A 20,387-nucleotide genomic window follows, 5' to 3' on the forward strand; every position below is an offset into this window, starting at 1 on the left:
TATCAAGTTCAGAAAAGTATTTCTCATATACGTAATTACGCAATTACTTAATTAAGTTAGTCTTCTCGTACCATGCTTATTTGATAAGAGACATTGATCAGTTGCATGACCTTTTCGCAAAGTTCACCAGTCTGACATCTAAACAGTACTATTGCGCCGTCTATATGCATGGCTCTATCAATACACTCAGGAACCTTAGACTCAATGTTCTCACCAAGGGCTATAGATGCGATAGCTAACCCCTCCCGTCCGGTAATCTCAATGGTTCTATTTATTGAGTTTTCTATTGCAGGAGTAATGCGATGATGGCCGTGTTGGTCTTGAAACATCACAGTCACAATGAAAGGTACTGAGTCACCATTTGAATTTTTGGCAAAATAGGCTGGAACGGCTTCAAGGTTAGCAAAACGCATAACATTCCTATTTATTGGGATCGATTGAGAGAAAAGGCCTGCGTTGGCCTTGCTCGTAGCTAAATGATGCAAATGAGGCCGTCATACGAGCACGCTCTTTAAGCCAATGGTCAAGTAGCTTCTTTGCTTGCTCATTACTTACATGCACTGGCTGGCCTTGTGTCATAAAAAAGACAGGCATTCGAAAGCTTGCGCTACCGTCCACCGAAATTGACATCTCGTACCACGTTTCCGTACCTTCTGAAACTCGGTAAAAGCTTGTCGTGAGACTTTGTAAAGCCTCTCTTTGTAGCCCGTCTGCACTTTGGGGAGGGGATTTCTCACAGCCTAAAAGTAAGCCAAATCCTAGCAACAGGCCAGCTGCGCTATAGAGCTTCATGCAAAGACCTTCTACTCTGTAAATTTGAGTTAGCATCTCTCCATGCAGCCGTTATTGCATTGAGCCCAACCCTACAATCCTTTGCGCCGCGTTTGATTGAGCTATTTGTTTTTCTAAGCATAAATGCCCCTATCAGCTCTTGTTTTCGAACTCAAAATTTACCCGGCCACTGGTCTTATCCAAACGGAGTCTTGCGGTAAAAGGCTTCTTTTGCTTGCTTTTGAACCCTGTAAGAAAAGCAGCAGTCATGCCTGTGTTGATCAACTCTTGAGCCTCAGATATAGCAAGTTTTCGAGAGGCTATTTCACCCCAGACTTTGAAGTCACAACCGCTACATGCGTAGACAGCACCCTTGACGGTGACAGGAGAAGAGCATCTGGGACAGATCGCATTGAACTGTGAGTCATGATCGACAGCTATGTTTGGCTTAGCCTCAAACTCAAATTCAACTTTTCTGCTTTGTTTGTTCAACTTAAGTTTTGCAGAGAATTTTTTCCCTGTGGTCCGACTATCGAAACCCTTTAAGAGGCCGGTTTCCCCTTTGCCTAGTAACTGTAAAATCTCATTATCCGAAAGTGGACGACCCGCTACTACATGCCAAAGTTTGAAGTCACAATCTTCACAACTATGAGCTTTATCGCTACGTTTCATATTGCCTTTGCATAAGGGGCAAACACATATCGGGGTAGCTGACTCAGGTACAGCCATTGAAGCAGTCAATGCATTCCTGACCACATCAGTAACATATTGCTCGGTGCGTTCCATGAACGTCTCAAACGCGAGTTCTCGGTTAGCTACTTGATCAAGCTGTGACTTAAAAAAACCGGCCTGAGCTGGATCTTTTACATCCATCGTAAGAGCGTCTATGGCAGCTCTCGCTTCCACTGAAGTCATCAACTTCTTTGATCCTGGTTTCACAGGTACTAGCACGCCCTTGCTACGCATTTCGGCAATTGTGGGTCCACGAGTCGCCGTTGTCCCGATACCATCACCTTCCTTTAGACGATTTTTCGCAGTTTCATCATGGACATACTTGTGTAGATTCTTCATCGCCTCAAGTAGTAGCTTCTCGTCGAACCTGGCAGGTGGAGTAGTTTTACGTGCGTGCTTATCGCAACTTAGGCACGCTACTGCATCCCCAGTCTCCATTGATGGAAGGGCCTGCGAGTCATTAACATCAGCTTCTTCACTTGAAGACTCATCGTCTGGAGCTGTGTCTGCGATGATCTGCTTCCAGCCGGCTGCAATCTGAACCTTGCCAGTTGCATTAAAAACTTCACTTGCAGCTGATGTTTCAACTGTGGTGTGCAGATACTCGTAAGGCGCGGCAAACTGTACAAGATAGGAACGAACGATAAGGTCATAGACGTTACGCTCAACCTCCGTCCATGCGGCCACATTTACATCAACTTCGGGTGCAGTTGGAACTATCCCATGATGAGGTGTTGGCTCGCCCTTAGGCGTCTTCATCTTTTTATCATCAAAGGCGCTTGATTTACGGCTCGTGTCAATGACGTCTCGCAGATATGCTAAGTCTGGCCTTAGCTTAAGAATAGCTGCTACGACAGCTGGGGCCTTTTCATGGTGTGATTCGGATAGATAGCGATTATCAGAACGTGGATAGGTTGTAACTTTGTATGCTTCATACAGCTTTTGTGCAGCATCAAGAACTTGCTGACTGGTATAACCATAGCGGCTGAAACCCTCTATTTGAAGTTCATCCATTGCTAAGGGGAGGGGGGGCTTTTGTTTTTTAGGCTCTTGCATGAAGCTTGTAATAGCTGCGTCAGCGGATACAACTCGTTTCGTAATATCGACTGCGATTGCTTCGTCTATCAGACGTCCTTCTGAATCCATTCCTGGTTGATCTGGCTTAGGCTTCCAAGTGGCCTGATACACTCCATTTCTATGCTTGAACTGGGCAGTGACTGAAAAGAAGGGCTGCGGCTTGAAATCCTCGATGATCCGATCTCGCTCCCGCACAACGTAGGTAAGTGGTGACTTGACGCTGCCAACTGGTAGAACCCTATTCATGCCTAACTCTCGGCCTCTGAGTGTCATGGCTCTTGTGGCGTTCATACCCAGAAGCCAATCATATCGGCCACGAGCTGTTCCCCAGAGATACCAGCCCCTAAACATTGCCTCATGATTATCACGAATGTTGGCTAGTGCTTTCTGAACCTCACTCTGGTTGTAATCATTGATCAATACCCGTTTGACAGGCTTTCGATTGCGGTAGAACTCCAATGCTTCATCGACAAGCGTTTGGCCTTCTGCGTCAGGATCGCCCACATGATAGATAACATCACAATTAGCAAGACACTGCTTGAGCTTCGCAAGACAGGCTTTCTTGGTCGCTTTTGGAACCAGCTGCCAAGCCGTAGGGATAATTGGCAAATCCTCTTTCCTCCATAGCTTGCGACCGGAGCTGCCGGTCGGCACGTTATCTGGAAGATATTCATCCGGTGGAGCCAACTCGAAAGCGTGTCCATTTAGATAAATGAACTCATGCTCGCCGGCTCGAATGTACCCAGAACTGCTCTCCGAGATCTGAGTATTCAAACAAGGCAGTATCGCTTCTGTTATTTGGCTCTTCTTTTCGGCAACCCATAGTATTTTTTTCATCTACATCGCTCTGTAAAGTATGTGAAGTACAGATCAAGAAGCCACGTCTATAAGCGCCTATCTTGAAAAGTCTTGCTTGATCCATTTCCGTAGAATATATACCATACAAAATCTCAACTGGCATTGAAACCTTTCGAGGAAATTGAACAATGCTTCTTATTGCTGCTGATCTACCTCCTGTTCCTGCCTGCATGGTTCAGGCTGCAGTGGAGTACTCCATCCCCCTTAGAGGCCTGATAGCGGTTTGGCTTACAGAGGGTGGAAAAATCGGAACGCTAAGTAAAAACAAGTCAAATGGGACGATTGATCACGGACCTATGCAGATAAACGATGTTTGGGCTGATGAGTTGCAGAAAAACTTCGGTGTCACCCGAGACATGCTTACGAATGATTTCTGCTGGTCCGTTCGAAGTGCCGCTTACATTCTTCGCTCTGAAATCAATCGCGCTAAGGGAAGTTTCTGGGATGGCGTAGGGCACTACCACTCACGAACTCCAGAATTCAAGTACCCATACATTCAGCGAGTTTATAAGAACTCGCTTAGATTCTGAGGTTGACCATGAGTAGTTCGACATCTCCTAAGTCAGATGACATGGGTATCGTCTATATCGGTGTAACCATCCTTGCATGCGTTGGTGCTTACATGATCTGGAGCACCTATCACACATCGATAACTTATTATGCCCTTCTATGGACCTGGTATTTACTCGCTCCTTTTGATCAAAGTTTCATGCCAAATGCAATCCATATTTGGCGTCAAGAGACAGTTTGGCTCGCTTCAAACCCTCATCTAGTCAGTTTCAGCCAGCTGCTCTCTGTCATGAACAAAGCTGCATACCTATATATCTGGATTCCATTGCTAATTGCTGTAGTAGGCATAAAAAAAGCGACCCAGCATCCAGCAAATAAAACCCGTAGGGTGATAACTGTTCGAACGCTTCCCTGGATAATGGCCAAGCATTCTCCGGCCATTATTCCAAGCCTTTATTACGGTGATCCTGACACGCTGCTTCTGAACGTAGATCCTCCAGAGCATCGCTCATCTAAAAACCCTGAGGAGTGGGTTGCTGAGAATGGGCTCATTGTGAATGGCCGACTCGACAAGACTCGGTGCCGTGACTTGTTGAAAGCAGAGCTTGGAAAACGAATAACGTCCTTGGCAGACCTGAAACCGCATGAAAAAGCTCTGTTCGCAATCATGGCCACACGTGTCCTTTCAGATGGAAAGGACCTCAAGAAAGCCCAAGAGCTATTAGACGGCCTTAATTACTCCTGTCATACCCATTCATGGGAAGGAAAGCCAGGCTATCCAAATCTTGCCATCACAGACAGAACCTTTGAGGTCTATGCCAAGCATCCAGACGTAGCGATCTGGATCAAAAAGCATCCCTATGTCCGTACCCTACTGCATAGCATGCACAAAAAGGCACAGCGCACGGGAAAGCTTCCGTCATCTCACTTTCGTTGGTTGAAGGGAATGGATCGAGGTCTTTGGTATGCCTTAAACACTACAGGCCGGAAGGCCCCATTTCTTGAATCATCTGCCGTGTTTACTCAAAGCCTTTGGGAAGAGTTCGCCGCAGACAATGGTTACGAGCTTACAGAGCCATACATCGACGATGCGATTGTTGGCATTGAAAAGTACCTGATCAAAACCGGATTGCTAGCACCATTGAAAGCTCAGGAGCACCAATGAAAAACAACGACGTTATCAAGCCCTTTGGCAAATCTCTCTTTGTTTCATTTGGTACTACTGGTGAATCTCATAGATCTAACATTATTCGCTTGGACCAAGGTGTGTCGGTATTCAGGAGTGATAACTCGCTCTATTACCGATACAGTAATTCTTCAGACGCCTGCGTTTTGGAGAGCTTCCCAAATGAAGCTCTTGCCATCACCGCATGCAGTAATGTCCGAAGTGCTATGAATCGTTATGCATCAACTCAGCGCCTTGAGGGATTTGGTAAAGGGGCTGTGAAGTGGATAGGAGGACCACTCGTAGCAGGTGTGTTCGTATTGGCATTGAATATGGCTGCAACTAGAGCATTAAATTTGCCATCTCCTGCTGCCTCTCAATCTCTTAATAATCAACCAATCGTCATGGGTTCGTCATCCCCACGACCCTCACAGGCCTATATTCCCAGCACAGCCTTACCCCAAGCTAATGGTATTCAATTACCTAATCAAGCTGATCCAGCTGAACTCTCTAAGGCAGTAACGGCTGGCATAAAGGCTGGCAAATATAGCGTGCAGATATCGAGTGGTACTAAAGGAGTCCTTTACGTCTTCAGCGACCCATCGTGCCCGCATTGCCGTGATCTTGAGCCTGAACTCGACCAGCTTGCTCGCGATTACACCATTCACTTATTCCCCGTTTCAGTAATAGGTGGGGAATCATCTACCCATAGAGCAGCAAAAATGCTGTGTGCCAAACCAGAAGAACGTGCGGCTTTATGGAAGAAAATTGTTAAGGGAGATGACCTGGAAACCGAAGAATGTGATGAGGGATCAGCGGCAATTAAGGCAAACGATCTGGTCTTCCGTCACATGAATTTCTTGGGTACACCAACAATAGTCAATGAAGCAGGGGAGCAGACACCACTTTCCTTACCTAACAAAGCTTCATCCATTGATCAGTGGATGAATCAAGCCTCGCAAGCTAAGTGAGGGATCACATGGCCCGATATATCGAATTCAGTACTGATTTTTTGGATGATGTTCGTGAGCGAGTCAACCTGGTCGAACTCATTGGTAAAACGGTAAAACTTAAACGATCCGGTGCAAACCGCTATGTTGGCTGCTGCCCATTTCACGATGAGAAAACTCCATCGTTCAACATCTCTACAGAGAAAAACCTGTATAAATGCTATGGCTGTCCAGCCCGTGGTGACGCCATCCAGTGGATGATGTCGCACCACAATCTTACCTTTCATGATGCCGTTATCCAATTATCAACTCTGGCCGGCATGGAGCTTCCAGCTACGATAGGAAGCCGTGAAGAGAATATTGAACGGCGGCAACACCTTGCCTCGTTGTACCAAGCACTAAAAACAGCAGAAAGAATTTACATCCGTGGGCTAGATAAGAGCGCAGCTGCCCGCCGTTATCTTGAGCAGAATCGAGGTCTATCTTCACAGACAATCCAAGAATTCGGTCTTGGAGTCGTTGCTACTGGAGTAGTGTCGTATATGACATCGACTCCACATGTTGCCCTGGTTGAGTCAGGCCTTGCTTGTGAGCGTGACGACAAGACTGTATTTGATCGATTTCGACATAGGATCATGATCCCGATTCGCAACGAGGTCGGAAACCTTATTGGTTTTGCAGGTCGTTCTTTAGTCGAAAAGCCCGACCGAACTTCTAAATATATCAACTCCCCTGAAACGGATCTGTTCCATAAATGCCGTGAGCTATTTGCCCTGCATCGGGCTAAGCCTGCCATTCGAGCGGCTCGTTTGGCTGTTATTGTCGAAGGCTACTTCGACGTTATGGGTTTACATCAGGCAGGAGAAAATAAGGCGGTCGCTCCGATGGGTACAGCATTTACAAGTCAACAGCTAGACAGGCTTCTACCGCATATCGACACGCTAGTGTTTGCATTTGATGGTGATAAGGCCGGTCGGCAAGCAGGCTTACAAGCGGCACTTCTAACTCTTGAAACATTGCCAGATTCAAAATCAGCGAAGTTCGTGTTTCTTCCTGAAGGTGAGGACCCTGATAGTTTCATTAGAGCCAATGGCCTTGATGCATGGAATACGCTCATCAAGGAAGCCATCCCATTGAGTTCTTTCATGGCGAGCTACATCACCAAGAACCTAGATAGGTCTGTACCAGAAACCCAGGTAGAAGCCGCGACTAAAGCCAAGGAAATACTCGCCCGAATAAAGCAGGCCCCTACTTTCAAGAGCGCACTACAAAGCCACTTTGAAGACTTAATAGGCTTCAAGCTACAAGTGGGGAATTAAAAATGGCAGTGAATCCGAATCATGAAATAGATTTTGAAAAGCTTACGCGAGACACGCGTACAACTGGGCAAAAATTCTTCACAGCACTCAACCGCCCCACTAATTTCAGGAAATTCCTGATCTTATCCATCGCTTTGCAGCTGTATCTGCCGGTGTTATGGCCGCTATGGAGTCTAATTCTTTTACAGCTGGTTATGAACTTCCAAGATCAGAAGTTCAAGATGCCATTACGTATGCCTAAAGATATCGGAGGCCTGGACCGTACGGACTTTGTAGAAGAGCGCTTTGTAGAAAAGGTGCTCGGAGGGTTAGCGAGTAGAAATCGAACTTTCAGACGATTATTAGCTGCCGGTGGAATTCTGTATTTAGGTTATCTGCGGACCCCTGACGACCATGAGAAAGGGCGCGAGCTGTGGCTTACAAACTCTGATGCTCGTACCCACCTATGGTTGGGCGGCACCACGGGAAGCGGTAAAAGTGAAACCTTAATGGCACTTGTCTTCAATGCCTTATGCTGGGGATCTGGAGCTACGTATGGAGATGGGAAAGCCGACTCCAATCTAGCCTTTTGCTTATGGTCTATGTGTCGACGTTTAGGGCGGGAAGATGACTTCCTGATGCTGAATTACTTATTAGGCGGAGAAGACCCCTTCAGGCGCATGGTTGAGGCTGAAGCCGGTATTTTTAGGGACTCAGTTTCATTACCCCAATCGAATTCAATGAACCCTTATGCCGAAGGGGCTGCTGATTTTTTACTGCAGTTAATGGCCTCATTGTTGCCTCAGGCATCAGGTGACGGAGCAGGTTGGCAACAAAAAGCGCTGAACATGATTGATGCGCTCTTACGAACCCTATGCTACAAGCGAGCAAAAGGTGAGTTGGATATTTCTATTGGAGTTATCCGCCATTATCTTGCGCTACAAAACCTAGTTCAGTTCTACATCGAAGGGCGTGAGGGAAGAATACCTGAGCTTGCTTACCTGCCAATCAAAGCTTATTTCGAGACAGGACTCCCTGGCTTCAATCCTTCTTTGGCCGATGACCCCAGTAAGTGGGACCCAGAAGTATTCAATCAGCACGGTTATTTGACAGGCCAATTCGCTCGTACGTTGAGCATGATGATGGACAGCTATGGCTTCATTTTCAGTGATAAATATCCTGAAATTGACATGCTAGATGTTCTGCTCAATAACCGTATTTGTGTTGTTATGATTCCTTCGCTTGAGAAGTCAGCATCGGAAGCATCCTCTCTTGGCAAACTGTACATCGCATCAATCAGGCTGATGATGGCTCAAAACCTGGGTTATCGTTTAGAAGGAACAAAGGCCGAGGTTCTTGATAACAAAGCTACTGCAGCTCCAACTCCTTATCTGATCATCAATGATGAACTCTCATATTATTTTGCTGCTGGTATAGCCGTTATGTTCGCCCAAGCTCGAAGCTTGGGCTTTATGATGGTCGCTGCTGTACAGGATATTCAAGGCTTACAGCGCGGCGAAGCTGCTGATGAAGCCCCATCAATGATCGCTAATACTAAGGTCAAATGGACCTTGGCTCTTGAAGATCCAGAAGACACATATGAGCTGATCAGAAAAGCCGGAGGGGAAGCTCATTACAGTACATTGTCAGGGCATGAAACAACCACCGGAACTTTCACAACAACTCAAACCCAGCAAACTTCGGCAAGTATTGAGCGTCGTGACAAAATCAGCCTAAATGATTTAAAAAAGCTTAATGCCGGAGAGGGTTTAGTTATATTCAAAGATTCGGTGTTACCTAGCCAATCTTTATACATACCTGATGATGAAAAACAATCAGTAAAACTTAAAGCTCATATTAATCGTTTCCTACAAATTGAAAGACCAAGTTTTGAGCGATTACCGCTGAGCGCCAAGAAGAAAGATGGAAAAGACCTGGTATCTGCGGACTACATATATGCCCAGTTGATACGATCAGAGAAGCCTTACTTTCCCAATCTCGACGATCCTATTCTTAGCGCCGTAAATAATGCAGCTGCACACTTAAACAATATCCAAAATGATCCTATGCGTGCACCTCCATCCCCAGTAGTAAGAGGAATCGTGCTCTTTGAGGCAGCTCGCAAGGCAATGCAGGAAGCCGAAGCAGGTGGACGTACTGGCTATATGCATGAGCCTCGCTACGATGACCCTTATGAGCTAATGCCTGTGGGAGATGAGGATATTCCTGACGATGCTTACGACGAATAATTGAGGTAGAGATTGATGACAAAAGTATTTATCGGCCATGACTTTTGGAAGCAACGTAAAGAAAACAACCAAGTCCCTGTATTTTGGCAGGAAGACTCTGTTTCCAATCACCATATTGGTGTGGCCGGTACATCTGGAGCGGGCAAAACGCATTGGATTCGTGAATTTTTGAGTGGAATGCCCAATGATGTGGAAATTGACATCCTAGATGCTCATGGGGATATCGAGATACCTGGTGCGGAGTCGGTCCTTTTTAGCGAAGCCACACGTTATGGATACAACCCTTTAGTTTTGAACTCAGACCCTCATTACGGTGGCGTACGGCGGGCAATCAATGACGTCATCGAGTCCATCAATAAAACGTCTCGTAAATTAGGAGGTAATCAGGAGGGGGTGCTCCGGCATTTATTAAGTGACTCATATGGCATGAAGCGAATCTATGCAGATAATCCTCGCACGTGGACTCGTAGAGAAGCCACCGAATCCGAAATTCGTTCGCTTATTGATCGCAAGGATTGGAATGGGCTGCGTGATGTCTATCCGACTATAGGAGATGTAATTCTTTTCGCTAAGCGCAAGCTTAGAGCACTTTGGCAAGGCCTTGAGGACAAGGATGAAGGTAAACAAGCACTGACAGCGATGGATGAGTATTGCCGAACCATGGCGGCAATCAACCAGATCCGAACTAAGCAAAACAAAACGAGCGATAGTAACGAAGAAGAAATTGAGCGTTTACAGAAAAGGCTTGATGCAGCTAAGGCTAAAGCAATCGAAGCTCATACTAATTACCTAAATAATTTGAAAACTGGCCGTGAGCTTGAAGAGGCTATGAAGTACAACAGCAAGGATGTGCTCATGAGTGTCATTACACGTCTTGAGAATCTTTATGCTACTGGTATCTTCAATCCAAATCCGCCACCGTTTGGTAGCGCAAGAATTCGCCATTACAACCTGAAGCCATTAGCTCAATCAGAAGATGAGCTAAAGATGTTTGTACGATTCCGCCTTAATTCAATCATTAGAGAAATGATGCAAAAAGGTGAGTCAGGTGGTCGATTAAGGCGAATCATCGTGTTAGATGAGTCAAAGAAATTCAACGACGAAGACCCCAGCAATCCTATAAATCGAATCGTCAATGAAATGCGTAAATTTGGCCTTGCGCTCTTGCAAGCGGGCCAGTCTCCATCCCATTGGAGCAACGATTTTATTACCAACGCTGGAACGTTGCTGCTACTAAATTTAGCCACATCAGACTGGGATGATGCTGCTAGGAAGTTAAAGATAAAGGTCGACGATCTCAGGTATCTCCGCCCGCAGCAAAGCGGTGCAGTAAGAATGCTGGAGAAAGGACAGTCTGCAACTTTTAGACAGGTGAGCTTTGCTTAGCGTAACTGAATCTGTTGCTACACACGCCACTGTGAATCAGCTAAAAGGATAACCTAGGCAATTATATTGTGCGATATTTAATCTGTATTATATATATAATACAGAAATTATCAGCACATCAGGCATCACTAAAACTGAGATACATTTAATTTTAGCTTTGCTGAAGCTTTATTAGAGGAACGTCCGTCAGGAGAAAAGAATCATGAAAGATAAAGCAATAGCAAGTTATGACGGCTTTTACATCGATAAGCACTCCTCTAGCTGGGTATTAAAACACCCAGACATCTCCGAAGGGCTAATGTCAGCTAAGACCAAGCACGAATGTCTGCAATACCTAGCAAGACGGCTTCTTGAGATCGATCAAAGCATTTTAGCCGAGGCATTTCAGCAGAAAATGCGGGAGAAAGGTGATGACTACGGCTACTTTGATTCGCTCGACGCACTCCTTGATGAGGCGTCGTCCAATAGTAAATACTTTATAGAGGTGCTGAGGCCCGAGTTAAAGCAGCGCTTTGAGGAAAGCGGTGAGTGTTCATTCGAGATTCAGATTCTGAGATAGCGATTATCAAAAGGAACTCGGTCTCAGCGCTTCGAAGTATCAGGAGCTAGTATCTGGCTCCTGCTTAGCCATTTTATCCAGCTCCTGTTCATATGCTTTATCCAATATAGAAGGCCTCCTCTTCCAGGGATTACGATCAGGTTTTCGTTGGGCGGCGTACGTCACAATCTCACCCTGATAATGCTGAGCTAACTCTATTAATTGAGCTCTCAGCTTTTCTTTCTCGCTTGTCATGTTCCTTTAGAGATTTCCATAGCAAATGAATGAATGATGCTAACGGAGGTATTGTTCCCGCATGCGGGAATGTTACCGATGGCTATTCATTAGTCCATGGGGACCAAGCTAGATTTCAACGACTTCTTCAGAATGCCATTTTACCTCTTAGCACCCCGCCTATTCGAGGGTCTAACCAAGAAAACTTGCAGTAAACCTATTTTATAGGTTGACCAAAGGGTTTACATGCATTATCTTGAGTTCACCTTAGAGATACATCTCCCGTCGAACATCAATTAGGAGGCATCATGGACATCCTTAGCGTTTCTAATCAGAAAGGCGGTGTTGGTAAAACCACCATCGATATCCATCTGGCTATACGGGCTGCGGAGCAAGGCAAGCGAGTACTCATCGTGGATTTTGACGAAGGAGATGTTTCTCAAGTCTTTCCTGAGGTAGCCGAGACCGATGAAAAGAATTACATTCAGTCCAGCCAGTTGTTCGACGGGAGTTATGTTGGAGGCATACCTCGCCAGGTTGCCCCAAATCTATGGTTGATAGAAGCAGATCTCGCCATTCTTGATGTCGACGACATGCCACTCGAAGCTATGTATGGCCCACGAGACGCCTTAGCTACCTTCGCAGATCAGTTCGATCTATGCATAATCGATACACCTCCGAACTTACAGAGACGTATGCTAGGGGCATTGGTGGCATCAGATGCCGTTGTTACGCCCTTCAATATCAGCCGATTTACATTGGCTCGCATACCCAAACTTCTCAATACTATTGAGAGTATCAGAGAGGTTAATCCTAACCTTCGACTATTGGGCTTTTTGCCTAATCTGGTCAACAGTCGCTCAAGCAATGAGATCGAGGCACTTCCTGGCCTCCGAGAGATGTATGGGGATGCAATGTTTGAAGAAGCAATCATTTATCGATCCTGTGTTTCTACTTCTCTCGCTGAAGGCAAAGCCGTATGGCAACAAGCGAGAAGTGGAGCACAGAGAGCGGCAGCTGCAGAGATGAAAGCTGCTTGTGATGCAGTTTTTGAACGTCTCTACAGCGGCTTTGGAGCATAAAACATGGCTAATAAAACTAATAAGCCTAATGCGTTCCTTACCCCAGCCACAAAGAAAAAGCTGTCAGCCTATCAAATGCCTAGGGGGGGAGAGCAGATCGTTGAGGTTGATCCCGATGATATCGAGTGCCGTGCTCAGATAAGGGCTGCTGACAACCCAGGCTTTACTGAGGAGTCTCTGAATGAGTTTGCCGAGGCCATTAAACGAGATGGCCAGTTCCAACCTGCTGTAATCATGCAGAATCCAGATCCTGCAAGTCCTTATAAATATGTGATGGGAGCGGGTGAGCGGCGCCTCCGAGCATGCCGAATCGCCGGGATCAAACTTAAATGCATCATTCGCAATATGTCTGAGCAAGAGTTCATTCGCCTTCAGCGAGCCGAAAACATTCAGCGTGAAAATCTCACTCAGCTTGAAATAGCGACCGCCCTTTCAAATTCTAAAAAAGAGCTTGGTTCACTAGAGGCAGTAGCTAGGGAGTGGAAGAAATCAATCAACTGGGTTTCCGAGCGTATTAACTATTTACGCGTAGTAGAAGCCGATGGTGCTGGAAGCCAAGCAGTCAAGGAAGGTCTTACTGCTGATATCACTACTATTACAGAGCTTGCTCGCCTGGAAAAGCAAGACCAAGAAGCTGCTAGTGAAGTTTTGGCAAAGGTTAAAGAAGATCCCTCTATAAACCTACGCAAACTTGTCCGCGATACGCGGGAAAAAATCAATGGAAGGGTAAGTAAGCTTAAATCAGAAGAAGACTATTCTTCCCACCCAGAAGATAGCTTTGAAGAATCCTCTATGAGAGAGGATGACACCAAGGCGATTACAACGAGTCCAAATAAGGCGTTGTCTGACAGCGAGCCTGAGCAGGTGAAGCCTAGTCAGCCTTCAAAAGCAAGTAATATCCAAAAGGTCGATGAAGCCGATTTCAACCATCGCTCCACTAGAGATTTAGAGATTGAGAATAAAGCTCTTCTTATTCAAATGGAGAAACTTGAGAAAGAGATCGAAGCTCTTCAAGCGCAATTACTAGCAAAACAAGAGGAGATAGAGAGACTTAAGGAACTAGATATCCGCTCTTAAACGGGTCGAATCCATTATGAACAGAAAATATAAAGTCAAGAGTTGATAAAGATGGTGCAGAGTAATTCATTAGAGCACCGTATCCCTTCTGACGCGTTTGAGAGGCTGCTACAAACAAGACGCAAGAAGATGGACCCTAAAAATATCGAAGCGGCAAGAGAACTCCTAGTCGAGGGTCTGGCACTTCAATATGTAGCTGACAAATACGGGCTAACTAAGCAAAGGGCGCTGGCTATAAGGGACAAACTTTATGCTGCATATGTACAACTTCCTCCAGACGGCTGGGAGACAGCAACCGTCTGTGCGCCTAAAGATATGCTGGATCAATTTCTTATAAAGGTAGGGGAGTGCCGTCGAGAGATTCAGAATGTCCGTGCCAATAACGGCACCCGGGTCAAGAAGCCAAAATGAAACTTGATTGCTGCCTGGTTCGACGCACCTGAACCCAAGTCACCCTATCAGCCTGAACCAGGGCCGAGTTCACGAAGTAATGTATGTATGCCGAGCTAGCTTGCATCCTTCCCGCATGCGGGAAAAAGGAGACAAGTGAAAACTATCTGACTGGGTGTCTACCACTGAACTACTGAAGTGTCATTTACCTTATATTAATAATACAGGGATGGTATTATTAACAATAATATACACTAAAAAACCCTCAGCTGAGAGGGTTTTTAGTTTTGTGCGCAATTGATTGGTATTGATTTATTACCTCATTTTTGGCCCTTTGCTGCGGTCTGCATCAATGTCCTGAGGTGCTTGATTACTGATCTGCTTATCTGATGAAGAGGGAGAGTCTAATGTGATCCTGATGTTGGGGTGTAACCGGCAGCTGGCTTCCTGAATAGCACTCCAGTGCTCATAAGGTACAACCCCTACAGTTAAAGGCCTTTCGCTTACAGCAGACTTAGCAGGAAAAGCTAATACCTTAAGGTGCTCCCACCCCGAAGCGGACATTACAGCTTGGATTAATTCTGGGCGCTGCATAATCAGATGATGAGGTTTTGATAGGTCCATTCCTGAGACATTCGAACCATCCCGCTCAAATTTGTTTCTTAAGATATCTTCAACCTCGTCTAGGGAGTTGCGTGAAAGCCGTTGAAACGATAGGAAATCGTGTCGAGGTATATCACCAGGCTTCATCATCAGTGGGTTTTGTTTCTGATCTAGCTTGACCAGGAAGTCAATAACCGTGAATTGTAATCGATTTTTATCGGCGTACTGCCTCGCGGCCATGAAGCCTTCCTGCTTACTTTGATAGCCATAAAGTGCAGAAAAAGCCCCAGGTATGGGGCTTTTCATAGGAAGACTACAATCCTTCAGAGCAATGGAACTCGGCGGTTGCCCTTGATAAAAGTAGACTGTCGATAGCTCTATAATGTGCTGTGAGTCAGGCTTTTCATTCGTGCTCACCACTATCACCTTGTTTTGTCCAACCCTGAATCAAGACCTTACTCACTCCCTGACGTGCGCCTACAGTACTCACCACATCTGCCATTAGCCGTTGTGTTTTTTTTGGAGTTAGCTTGAGTCGCTTAAGCCCCTCAATCCATTTAACAACTGGCCGTCCAGCGTTCCCACCATGCAACAAAATTCTGTAAGCAGTTGGTGGTGTTCGCCCAATCAATGTAGCGAACTTGTCCCTATCCTGTGGTGAATCCGTAAAGCCTAAAAAATCGTAAAACTCTACAACGTTGGGGGGTATTACGATTGGGGACGATTCAGGGTACTCACGGTATAAATATAAAAGCATGGCAATCACGGGGTCGGTTATCGGCTCAGCCGAATTATCCGTGTTTGTCAGCTCCTCCCATTTTGCTTTTTGCAAGCCAAAAGCATCAGCTGCAGCAGGTTTGGACAGACCATTCTCGATCCGCCAACGCTCCAAATCCGTTCCACGAAAAGGATGGAGTTCGTGCAATTCATCTAAATTGTTCATGGTCGCCCTTGTAAGGTCAATGATAGCAGAGGTTGCGCTCCGTTTATCGCTCTATATGTAAAGCAAAAGCAAAGGTCTTTTATAGCAAGATAATTTTGTATAATGTACATTATACGTATTAGTAAGAGCTATGAATTAACTTGCCTTTCGCGGTTATGACGCTCGCTGTGAGCGAGGTAACTGATTCTTGAGGCAGACCGATGACTTACGCAGGCAAACCTAGGGGAAAAGGCATGACAGAAGAAATTGAGCAGAAATGGGAGCACTTTAGGCAAACCATTTATGAACGACATAATAATCCTGGAAAGCATGAGTCATCTCCCTTAGGTTCAATTGAAGACCGGAATGTGGCTTTTGCTGACTGGTCAGCATTGAGCAAATCATTGGGCCAGTCGCCAAATATCCCAACCCCCGTATTGAGGCATTGGATAGCTGCTGATATCTCAGACTTCAAACAACTTTCGCCTCAAGATCATGCATCAGCCGCCACATTAATGTCATCTAATTTTTCCACATATCCACCATATACGGAATTAATGAGTTCCGTCGATGACGAGATGACGAAAAAAATTAGAGCTTTGGATGCTGAAAATACTCATCAGATCCATCTGAAGGAAGCTCGCAAAGCAATAGACATGGCATTGATGAATGCATCAGCTCCAGCCCTCGCAGCAGCTGAAAAACAGCTTGGTTCCGAGTGGGAACAAGCTCAAAAGCATCGGTTAAATCAACGAATCAGCGATGAAGAGACTGTTAAGGCCGCTATGCTCAGCGCCTTAAAAGACATTCGGAATGAACTTCAAAAACAAGAAAAAAAGGATCGAAGTACTAAGCCGCTTGCTAAACGTCTAGCTGAAATGGCCGGGGTCGAGCCTGGAAGCAAAACACATGAAATCAGTCGAATTGATCGCGCTATTAAAGAGATAGAGCGGACAACTCCGAAAGAGATCGAGCCACAGAAGATGTCTTTCTCCTCCTTGCTCGAATATGAGCGCGAGAATGATCGCGAACGAATTAGCAGAGGAATCGTAATAGGTGGAGGTTCAACAAAGCAGCAATGGGTAGAAGATGAATTAGTGAAACGAGTTGTAAGCCCTAATTTCGATCTAAGTCCGAGGCCTACTGCTCCCGAATATTCACCGCATTTTCTTCAAGAGATAGAAAATAAGCTAAAAGTAGATGCCCGCGCTTTTGCTGAGAAATTGAGGGATGGAGACAGCCTCGCTCAATCTAGTATTAGTTACTTTGCTTCAAGCCAGCTCAGGAGCTTAAGCCGCCAAAGGGAGTTTGCTTCTCCTGAAACACCTCAGCACACATCTTCTGAAAAAGTTAACAAGGATGAATTGCAACTTCATGTCAGTGAGCCCAGAGCTAATGGCTTTGCCTCTCCAGTTGCTCCTGCTCCAGAACCCCAATCTAGTTCTCGTCATGAGCAACCAGATAGCATTCTAAGCGCTTCTTCCGTTCCTAGTGTGGATCAGCAAGAAGCTACCCCGTCCCACAGTACATCCAGTTCACCTCTAACAACTGCCGGTGAATCCAATCAAGCAGAGGATGTTGGCGAGCTACTGCCAGCAAAGAACCAGGTAGCAGAAGAGAAAATAGAGGAGCAACGTAAACTGCGTGAAGCTGAGATTGCGGATCAGCTTACCCATGAAAGATCAAACCCCTTAGAAGCCAACGGGTTCATTTTTCCAGATAAGCCTAGCGATACAGCATCTGCTGAAGATCCCAAGGATGTCATAGCCCGCCTGGTAGAAGGGATCACCTATAAGAACCGCAACGATGGCTCTGTGCTTTACCTAGTAAATGATAATGAAGCATTCATTGATCATGGTCGGCAGATATTAATGGCTCCCAAAGCCTCGGAAGATGAGGCTATTTTGGCTGCAATCCTGCTTGCCAAAGAAAAGTTTGGTAGCTCTTTTAATATTACCGGCACTGATGAGTTCAAGCGTCAGGCTATGGAAGTGATGCTGAAATATGAAATCGACGTTAAATTCTCCGACCCTCAACAACTCGCCCTCAAAAATGACTTAATCAAGAAGCGGGAAGAACAGCAAGAGCCTGAGTCTGAGTCTAAATCTGAGTCTGCCCAGTTCAATAGTGATGCTCGTCTAGGTACGCCAGCACAGGAAGCGTCTGTTGCCACAGGACCGTCTGCATCAAAAGTCATTGCGGATGATGTTGCACTCGCTTCCTCGTTACTGAATGTCAAGCAAGAGCCTGTTGATAGGATGCAGGGGGTAGTCAAGGAGTATGGTGCTGCCCCATATCACAACGAGCCCAAAGCCAAAGAGAGCTTCTTTGTTACTTTGGAAAATGCAGATGGAAAATATAATACTGTTTGGGGAGTAGACCTGCCAAGGGCGCTGCATAAGGCAGATATCCAGGCAGGAGATACAATACAACTCGAAAACTTAGGGCGAGAGAAAGTTATCGTTCCGGTTCCCGAATACGATGAAACTGGTAATCAGGTAGGGACTCACGAGTTAGAAACCTATAGAAACGCTTGGCGAGCCGATTTACTGGATCGCCCAGCCGTTGAGGAAACACTGGAAGATTTCGAGTCTGATTATACCGGGCATGATGTTGCTTTTGAAAATGAGCTAATCGAAAAGGTTAGATCAGGCGATATCAAAAATGCTATTGCATCAATGGACGAAGAAAAGCTTGAAAGAGTTGAAGCCGTCCTATCAGACATGAACTCGCTAGGTACTGATGCCCCATTTTGGAGGCGTCATGAAGATCAAGTTGAAAATGTCTTCAACAATGACATCGACCATTTCGCCAACAACCTTAATAAAGCTCTATTCGAGAACATCGCTGATCGTTATACACAGCTCCAAGAAAGCGGTGCTATTACCTTAAATACCTCCAGTTCATCCTTTGATAATGATCCATCTTTGAAGCGTTCTGATTCGCTAATTGCGGTGAGCGCCCATAACTGGTGGACGACTCAAAAGCAATTGATTGAAGAATGGGCCAAGAATGACGAGGAAAAGCAGGCCGACCTCAAGTTACTGGGAGCTGAGCCACCGGCAAGCCAGATCTATTGGTTTGATAAATCAGGTAGTCCAGCTCAAGCTCCTATAGATGACTATGAGCACGAGTTGGCCCGTAACTTTAAATCTTCTGATACTGGATCAAACGTATTGCGTGGGCGTGACGCAATAAGCATGAATAGTAGCGCCGCTGAGCTTGAAAATCACTTTAAGGAGTTCGTTATGAATAGCAACGAAAACTCGAATAAAGCAGAAGATCTAGTATTACGTGGAGTTAAGCGCAACGAAAATGGCAATGGCTATGAAACTACGGTTCTTTTGTTCAAAGGACAGGGGGACTATCTCCAAGGATTTGTCAAAATTGGAGATCAAAAGCATCACGTAATTGCACACATCAATGAACGGAAGGTCGATACTACAACCGGTGAATTGAAGCCAAATTTCTTAAAGTTGAGTGAACGGGTGGGCGATGGCCAGTGGAAAGAGATTGGCTTTGGAAACGCCGTTAATAAGCGTAACGATAATAAGCAAGTTCACTTTGACGAAATGCTTTTTAACGTAGGCGGCCAAACGCTTAATGCCAGGATAACTAAGCATGTTGATGAGGAAATGCATCGCAAGCTAGGATTTGTCGAGGAGCGACTGGAAAGGCCCAAGGATTCGACTAAACAAATGCCGGCTTCAATTCCGGCTCCCTCACAATCACCAGCACATGCATCTGCCGAGAATGCATTCAACGAAGTTGCAAAACAGGCTCAACGGCCACGAATGGCCCGAGCTTAATCGATATGCTTGCTTATCCTGGGAGGAGTTCAATGAAAGGTTTTCTATGCACGTTGATCGTAGCAATGCTGTGCTCAGTATCTATAACTGAAGCGGCAACGTGCCGAAGCGGTGAGGCCGCTGAAAGAGGAGGCCAGAAAGGATATGACCGGGATAAGCAGGCAGCTCAGGAAACTGCGGACAGAGATAGAAGTTCATCAGATATTCTAGGGAAATGCATAGGTGGAATAACTGCTGTAACAACTGCCCCCCAATTCCCATCACTGGCTGAGATCTGGGAGGCCATAAAGGACAAGGTTTGCGCAATAGCTAGCAATCAGGTTCACGGTGCTATAAGTGAGGTCAATAGCCAGATTGGTGGTGTCATGCGGGACATCAATGGCCAGATTGATGATACAGGTGTTAACGATATCGGAAGGCCAATTGGGGTGGACGTTGGCGTCGGCACACCTGTAAGAATCGATCAGTCCGCCAAGAGTGGTGCCTCGTCTTCCTCTGCTTTTTGGAGTGAGGTATGGAAATAGGTCAGTAAGAAAACTAATAGTCAGGCTGCAGCGATTGAGTTTGAGCAATACCAGGCGCACGACTACGATGTCGAGTTAATGGTTTGAACCACTCTTCGAGCCAGCCTGATTACACCCATAGCCAGCCATAAGATGTCAGCGCTTACGAGTCGGGAAAAGTTGTTGGAACACAACGCGGGTCAAGTTGAGATGATCGCTCAACTTGCACGGAA

The 20,387-nt window shown here is 45.8% G+C and carries 16 protein-coding genes; 11 read left to right on the plus strand and 5 right to left on the minus strand.

Features of this window, described 5'->3' with window-relative positions; all coding sequences use genetic code 11:
- Positions 1-56 precede the first annotated feature (56 nt).
- The 3 genes from IEX86_RS20115 to IEX86_RS20125 form a co-directional block, all read right to left on the minus strand.
- Positions 57-413 carry a hypothetical protein gene (locus IEX86_RS20115; protein ID WP_188867934.1) on the minus strand — a complete coding sequence of 119 codons (357 nt, stop codon included), beginning with the start codon at positions 411-413 and terminating at the stop codon, positions 57-59.
- A 7-nt stretch (positions 414-420) separates the two neighbouring features.
- Positions 421-792 (minus strand): hypothetical protein, encoded by a 372-nt coding sequence (locus IEX86_RS20120; RefSeq protein ID WP_188867935.1) that lies wholly within the window; start codon positions 790-792, stop codon positions 421-423.
- Positions 793-924: 132 nt separating this feature from the next.
- A complete protein-coding gene (locus IEX86_RS20125; protein ID WP_188867936.1) occupies positions 925-3,417 on the minus strand; it encodes a type IA DNA topoisomerase in 2,493 nt (830 codons plus the stop codon).
- An 820-nt stretch (positions 3,418-4,237) separates the two neighbouring features.
- Here IEX86_RS20125 and IEX86_RS20130 point away from each other — a divergent pair.
- From IEX86_RS20130 to IEX86_RS20170, 9 genes are all read left to right on the plus strand, one after another.
- Positions 4,238-5,113, plus strand: a complete 876-nt coding sequence (locus IEX86_RS20130) for a secretion/conjugation apparatus DotM-related subunit (RefSeq protein WP_229685427.1) — start codon at positions 4,238-4,240, stop codon at positions 5,111-5,113.
- Positions 5,110-6,084, plus strand: a complete 975-nt coding sequence (locus IEX86_RS20135) for a DsbC family protein (protein ID WP_188867938.1) — start codon at positions 5,110-5,112, stop codon at positions 6,082-6,084. Before IEX86_RS20130 ends, IEX86_RS20135 begins: the two co-directional genes overlap by 4 nt.
- A gap of 8 nt (positions 6,085-6,092) precedes the next feature.
- Positions 6,093-7,382: a DNA primase gene (gene dnaG, locus IEX86_RS20140; RefSeq protein WP_188867939.1), complete on the plus strand. Its 1,290-nt coding sequence runs from the start codon at positions 6,093-6,095 to the stop codon at positions 7,380-7,382.
- Positions 7,383-7,384: 2 nt separating this feature from the next.
- The gene (locus IEX86_RS20145; RefSeq protein ID WP_188867940.1) at positions 7,385-9,610 is read left to right on the plus strand and encodes a TraM recognition domain-containing protein; all 2,226 of its coding nucleotides are present in this window, start codon (positions 7,385-7,387) and stop codon (positions 9,608-9,610) included.
- Positions 9,611-9,625: 15 nt separating this feature from the next.
- Positions 9,626-10,996 (plus strand): ATP-binding protein, encoded by a 1,371-nt coding sequence (locus IEX86_RS20150; protein WP_229685428.1) that lies wholly within the window; start codon positions 9,626-9,628, stop codon positions 10,994-10,996.
- Between the two features lie 202 nt (positions 10,997-11,198).
- Complete coding sequence (locus IEX86_RS20155; protein WP_229685429.1) at positions 11,199-11,555, plus strand: hypothetical protein; 357 nt, start codon at positions 11,199-11,201, stop codon at positions 11,553-11,555.
- 521 nt (positions 11,556-12,076) lie between these two features.
- Positions 12,077-12,850, plus strand: coding sequence for a ParA family protein (locus IEX86_RS20160; RefSeq protein ID WP_188867942.1), 774 nt, complete (start codon positions 12,077-12,079; stop codon positions 12,848-12,850).
- 3 nt (positions 12,851-12,853) lie between these two features.
- The gene (locus IEX86_RS20165) at positions 12,854-13,927 is read left to right on the plus strand and encodes a ParB/RepB/Spo0J family partition protein (RefSeq protein WP_188867943.1); all 1,074 of its coding nucleotides are present in this window, start codon (positions 12,854-12,856) and stop codon (positions 13,925-13,927) included.
- 129 nt (positions 13,928-14,056) lie between these two features.
- Positions 14,057-14,338 (plus strand): TrfB-related DNA-binding protein, encoded by a 282-nt coding sequence (locus IEX86_RS20170; RefSeq protein ID WP_188867944.1) that lies wholly within the window; start codon positions 14,057-14,059, stop codon positions 14,336-14,338.
- A gap of 294 nt (positions 14,339-14,632) precedes the next feature.
- Here the strand turns inward: IEX86_RS20170 and IEX86_RS20175 are convergent, their stop codons facing one another.
- Positions 14,633-15,337 (minus strand): hypothetical protein, encoded by a 705-nt coding sequence (locus tag IEX86_RS20175; protein ID WP_188867945.1) that lies wholly within the window; start codon positions 15,335-15,337, stop codon positions 14,633-14,635.
- Positions 15,324-15,863 carry a hypothetical protein gene (locus IEX86_RS20180; RefSeq protein WP_188867946.1) on the minus strand — a complete coding sequence of 180 codons (540 nt, stop codon included), beginning with the start codon at positions 15,861-15,863 and terminating at the stop codon, positions 15,324-15,326. The genes IEX86_RS20175 and IEX86_RS20180 overlap by 14 nt, the downstream gene beginning before the upstream one ends.
- Positions 15,864-16,096: 233 nt before the next feature.
- Here IEX86_RS20180 and IEX86_RS20185 point away from each other — a divergent pair, with 233 nt between their 5' ends.
- Together IEX86_RS20185 and IEX86_RS20190 are read left to right on the plus strand one after the other, a co-directional pair.
- Positions 16,097-19,651 (plus strand): LPD7 domain-containing protein, encoded by a 3,555-nt coding sequence (locus IEX86_RS20185; RefSeq protein ID WP_188867947.1) that lies wholly within the window; start codon positions 16,097-16,099, stop codon positions 19,649-19,651.
- A 32-nt stretch (positions 19,652-19,683) separates the two neighbouring features.
- On the plus strand, positions 19,684-20,175 hold the full coding sequence (locus IEX86_RS20190; RefSeq protein ID WP_188867948.1) for a hypothetical protein: 492 nt from the start codon (positions 19,684-19,686) through the stop codon (positions 20,173-20,175).
- Positions 20,176-20,387 lie beyond the last annotated feature (212 nt).

It is taken from the genome of Pseudomonas asuensis (assembly GCF_014646755.1).
GTDB classification, from domain to species: Bacteria; Pseudomonadota; Gammaproteobacteria; order Pseudomonadales; family Pseudomonadaceae; genus Chryseomonas; species Chryseomonas asuensis.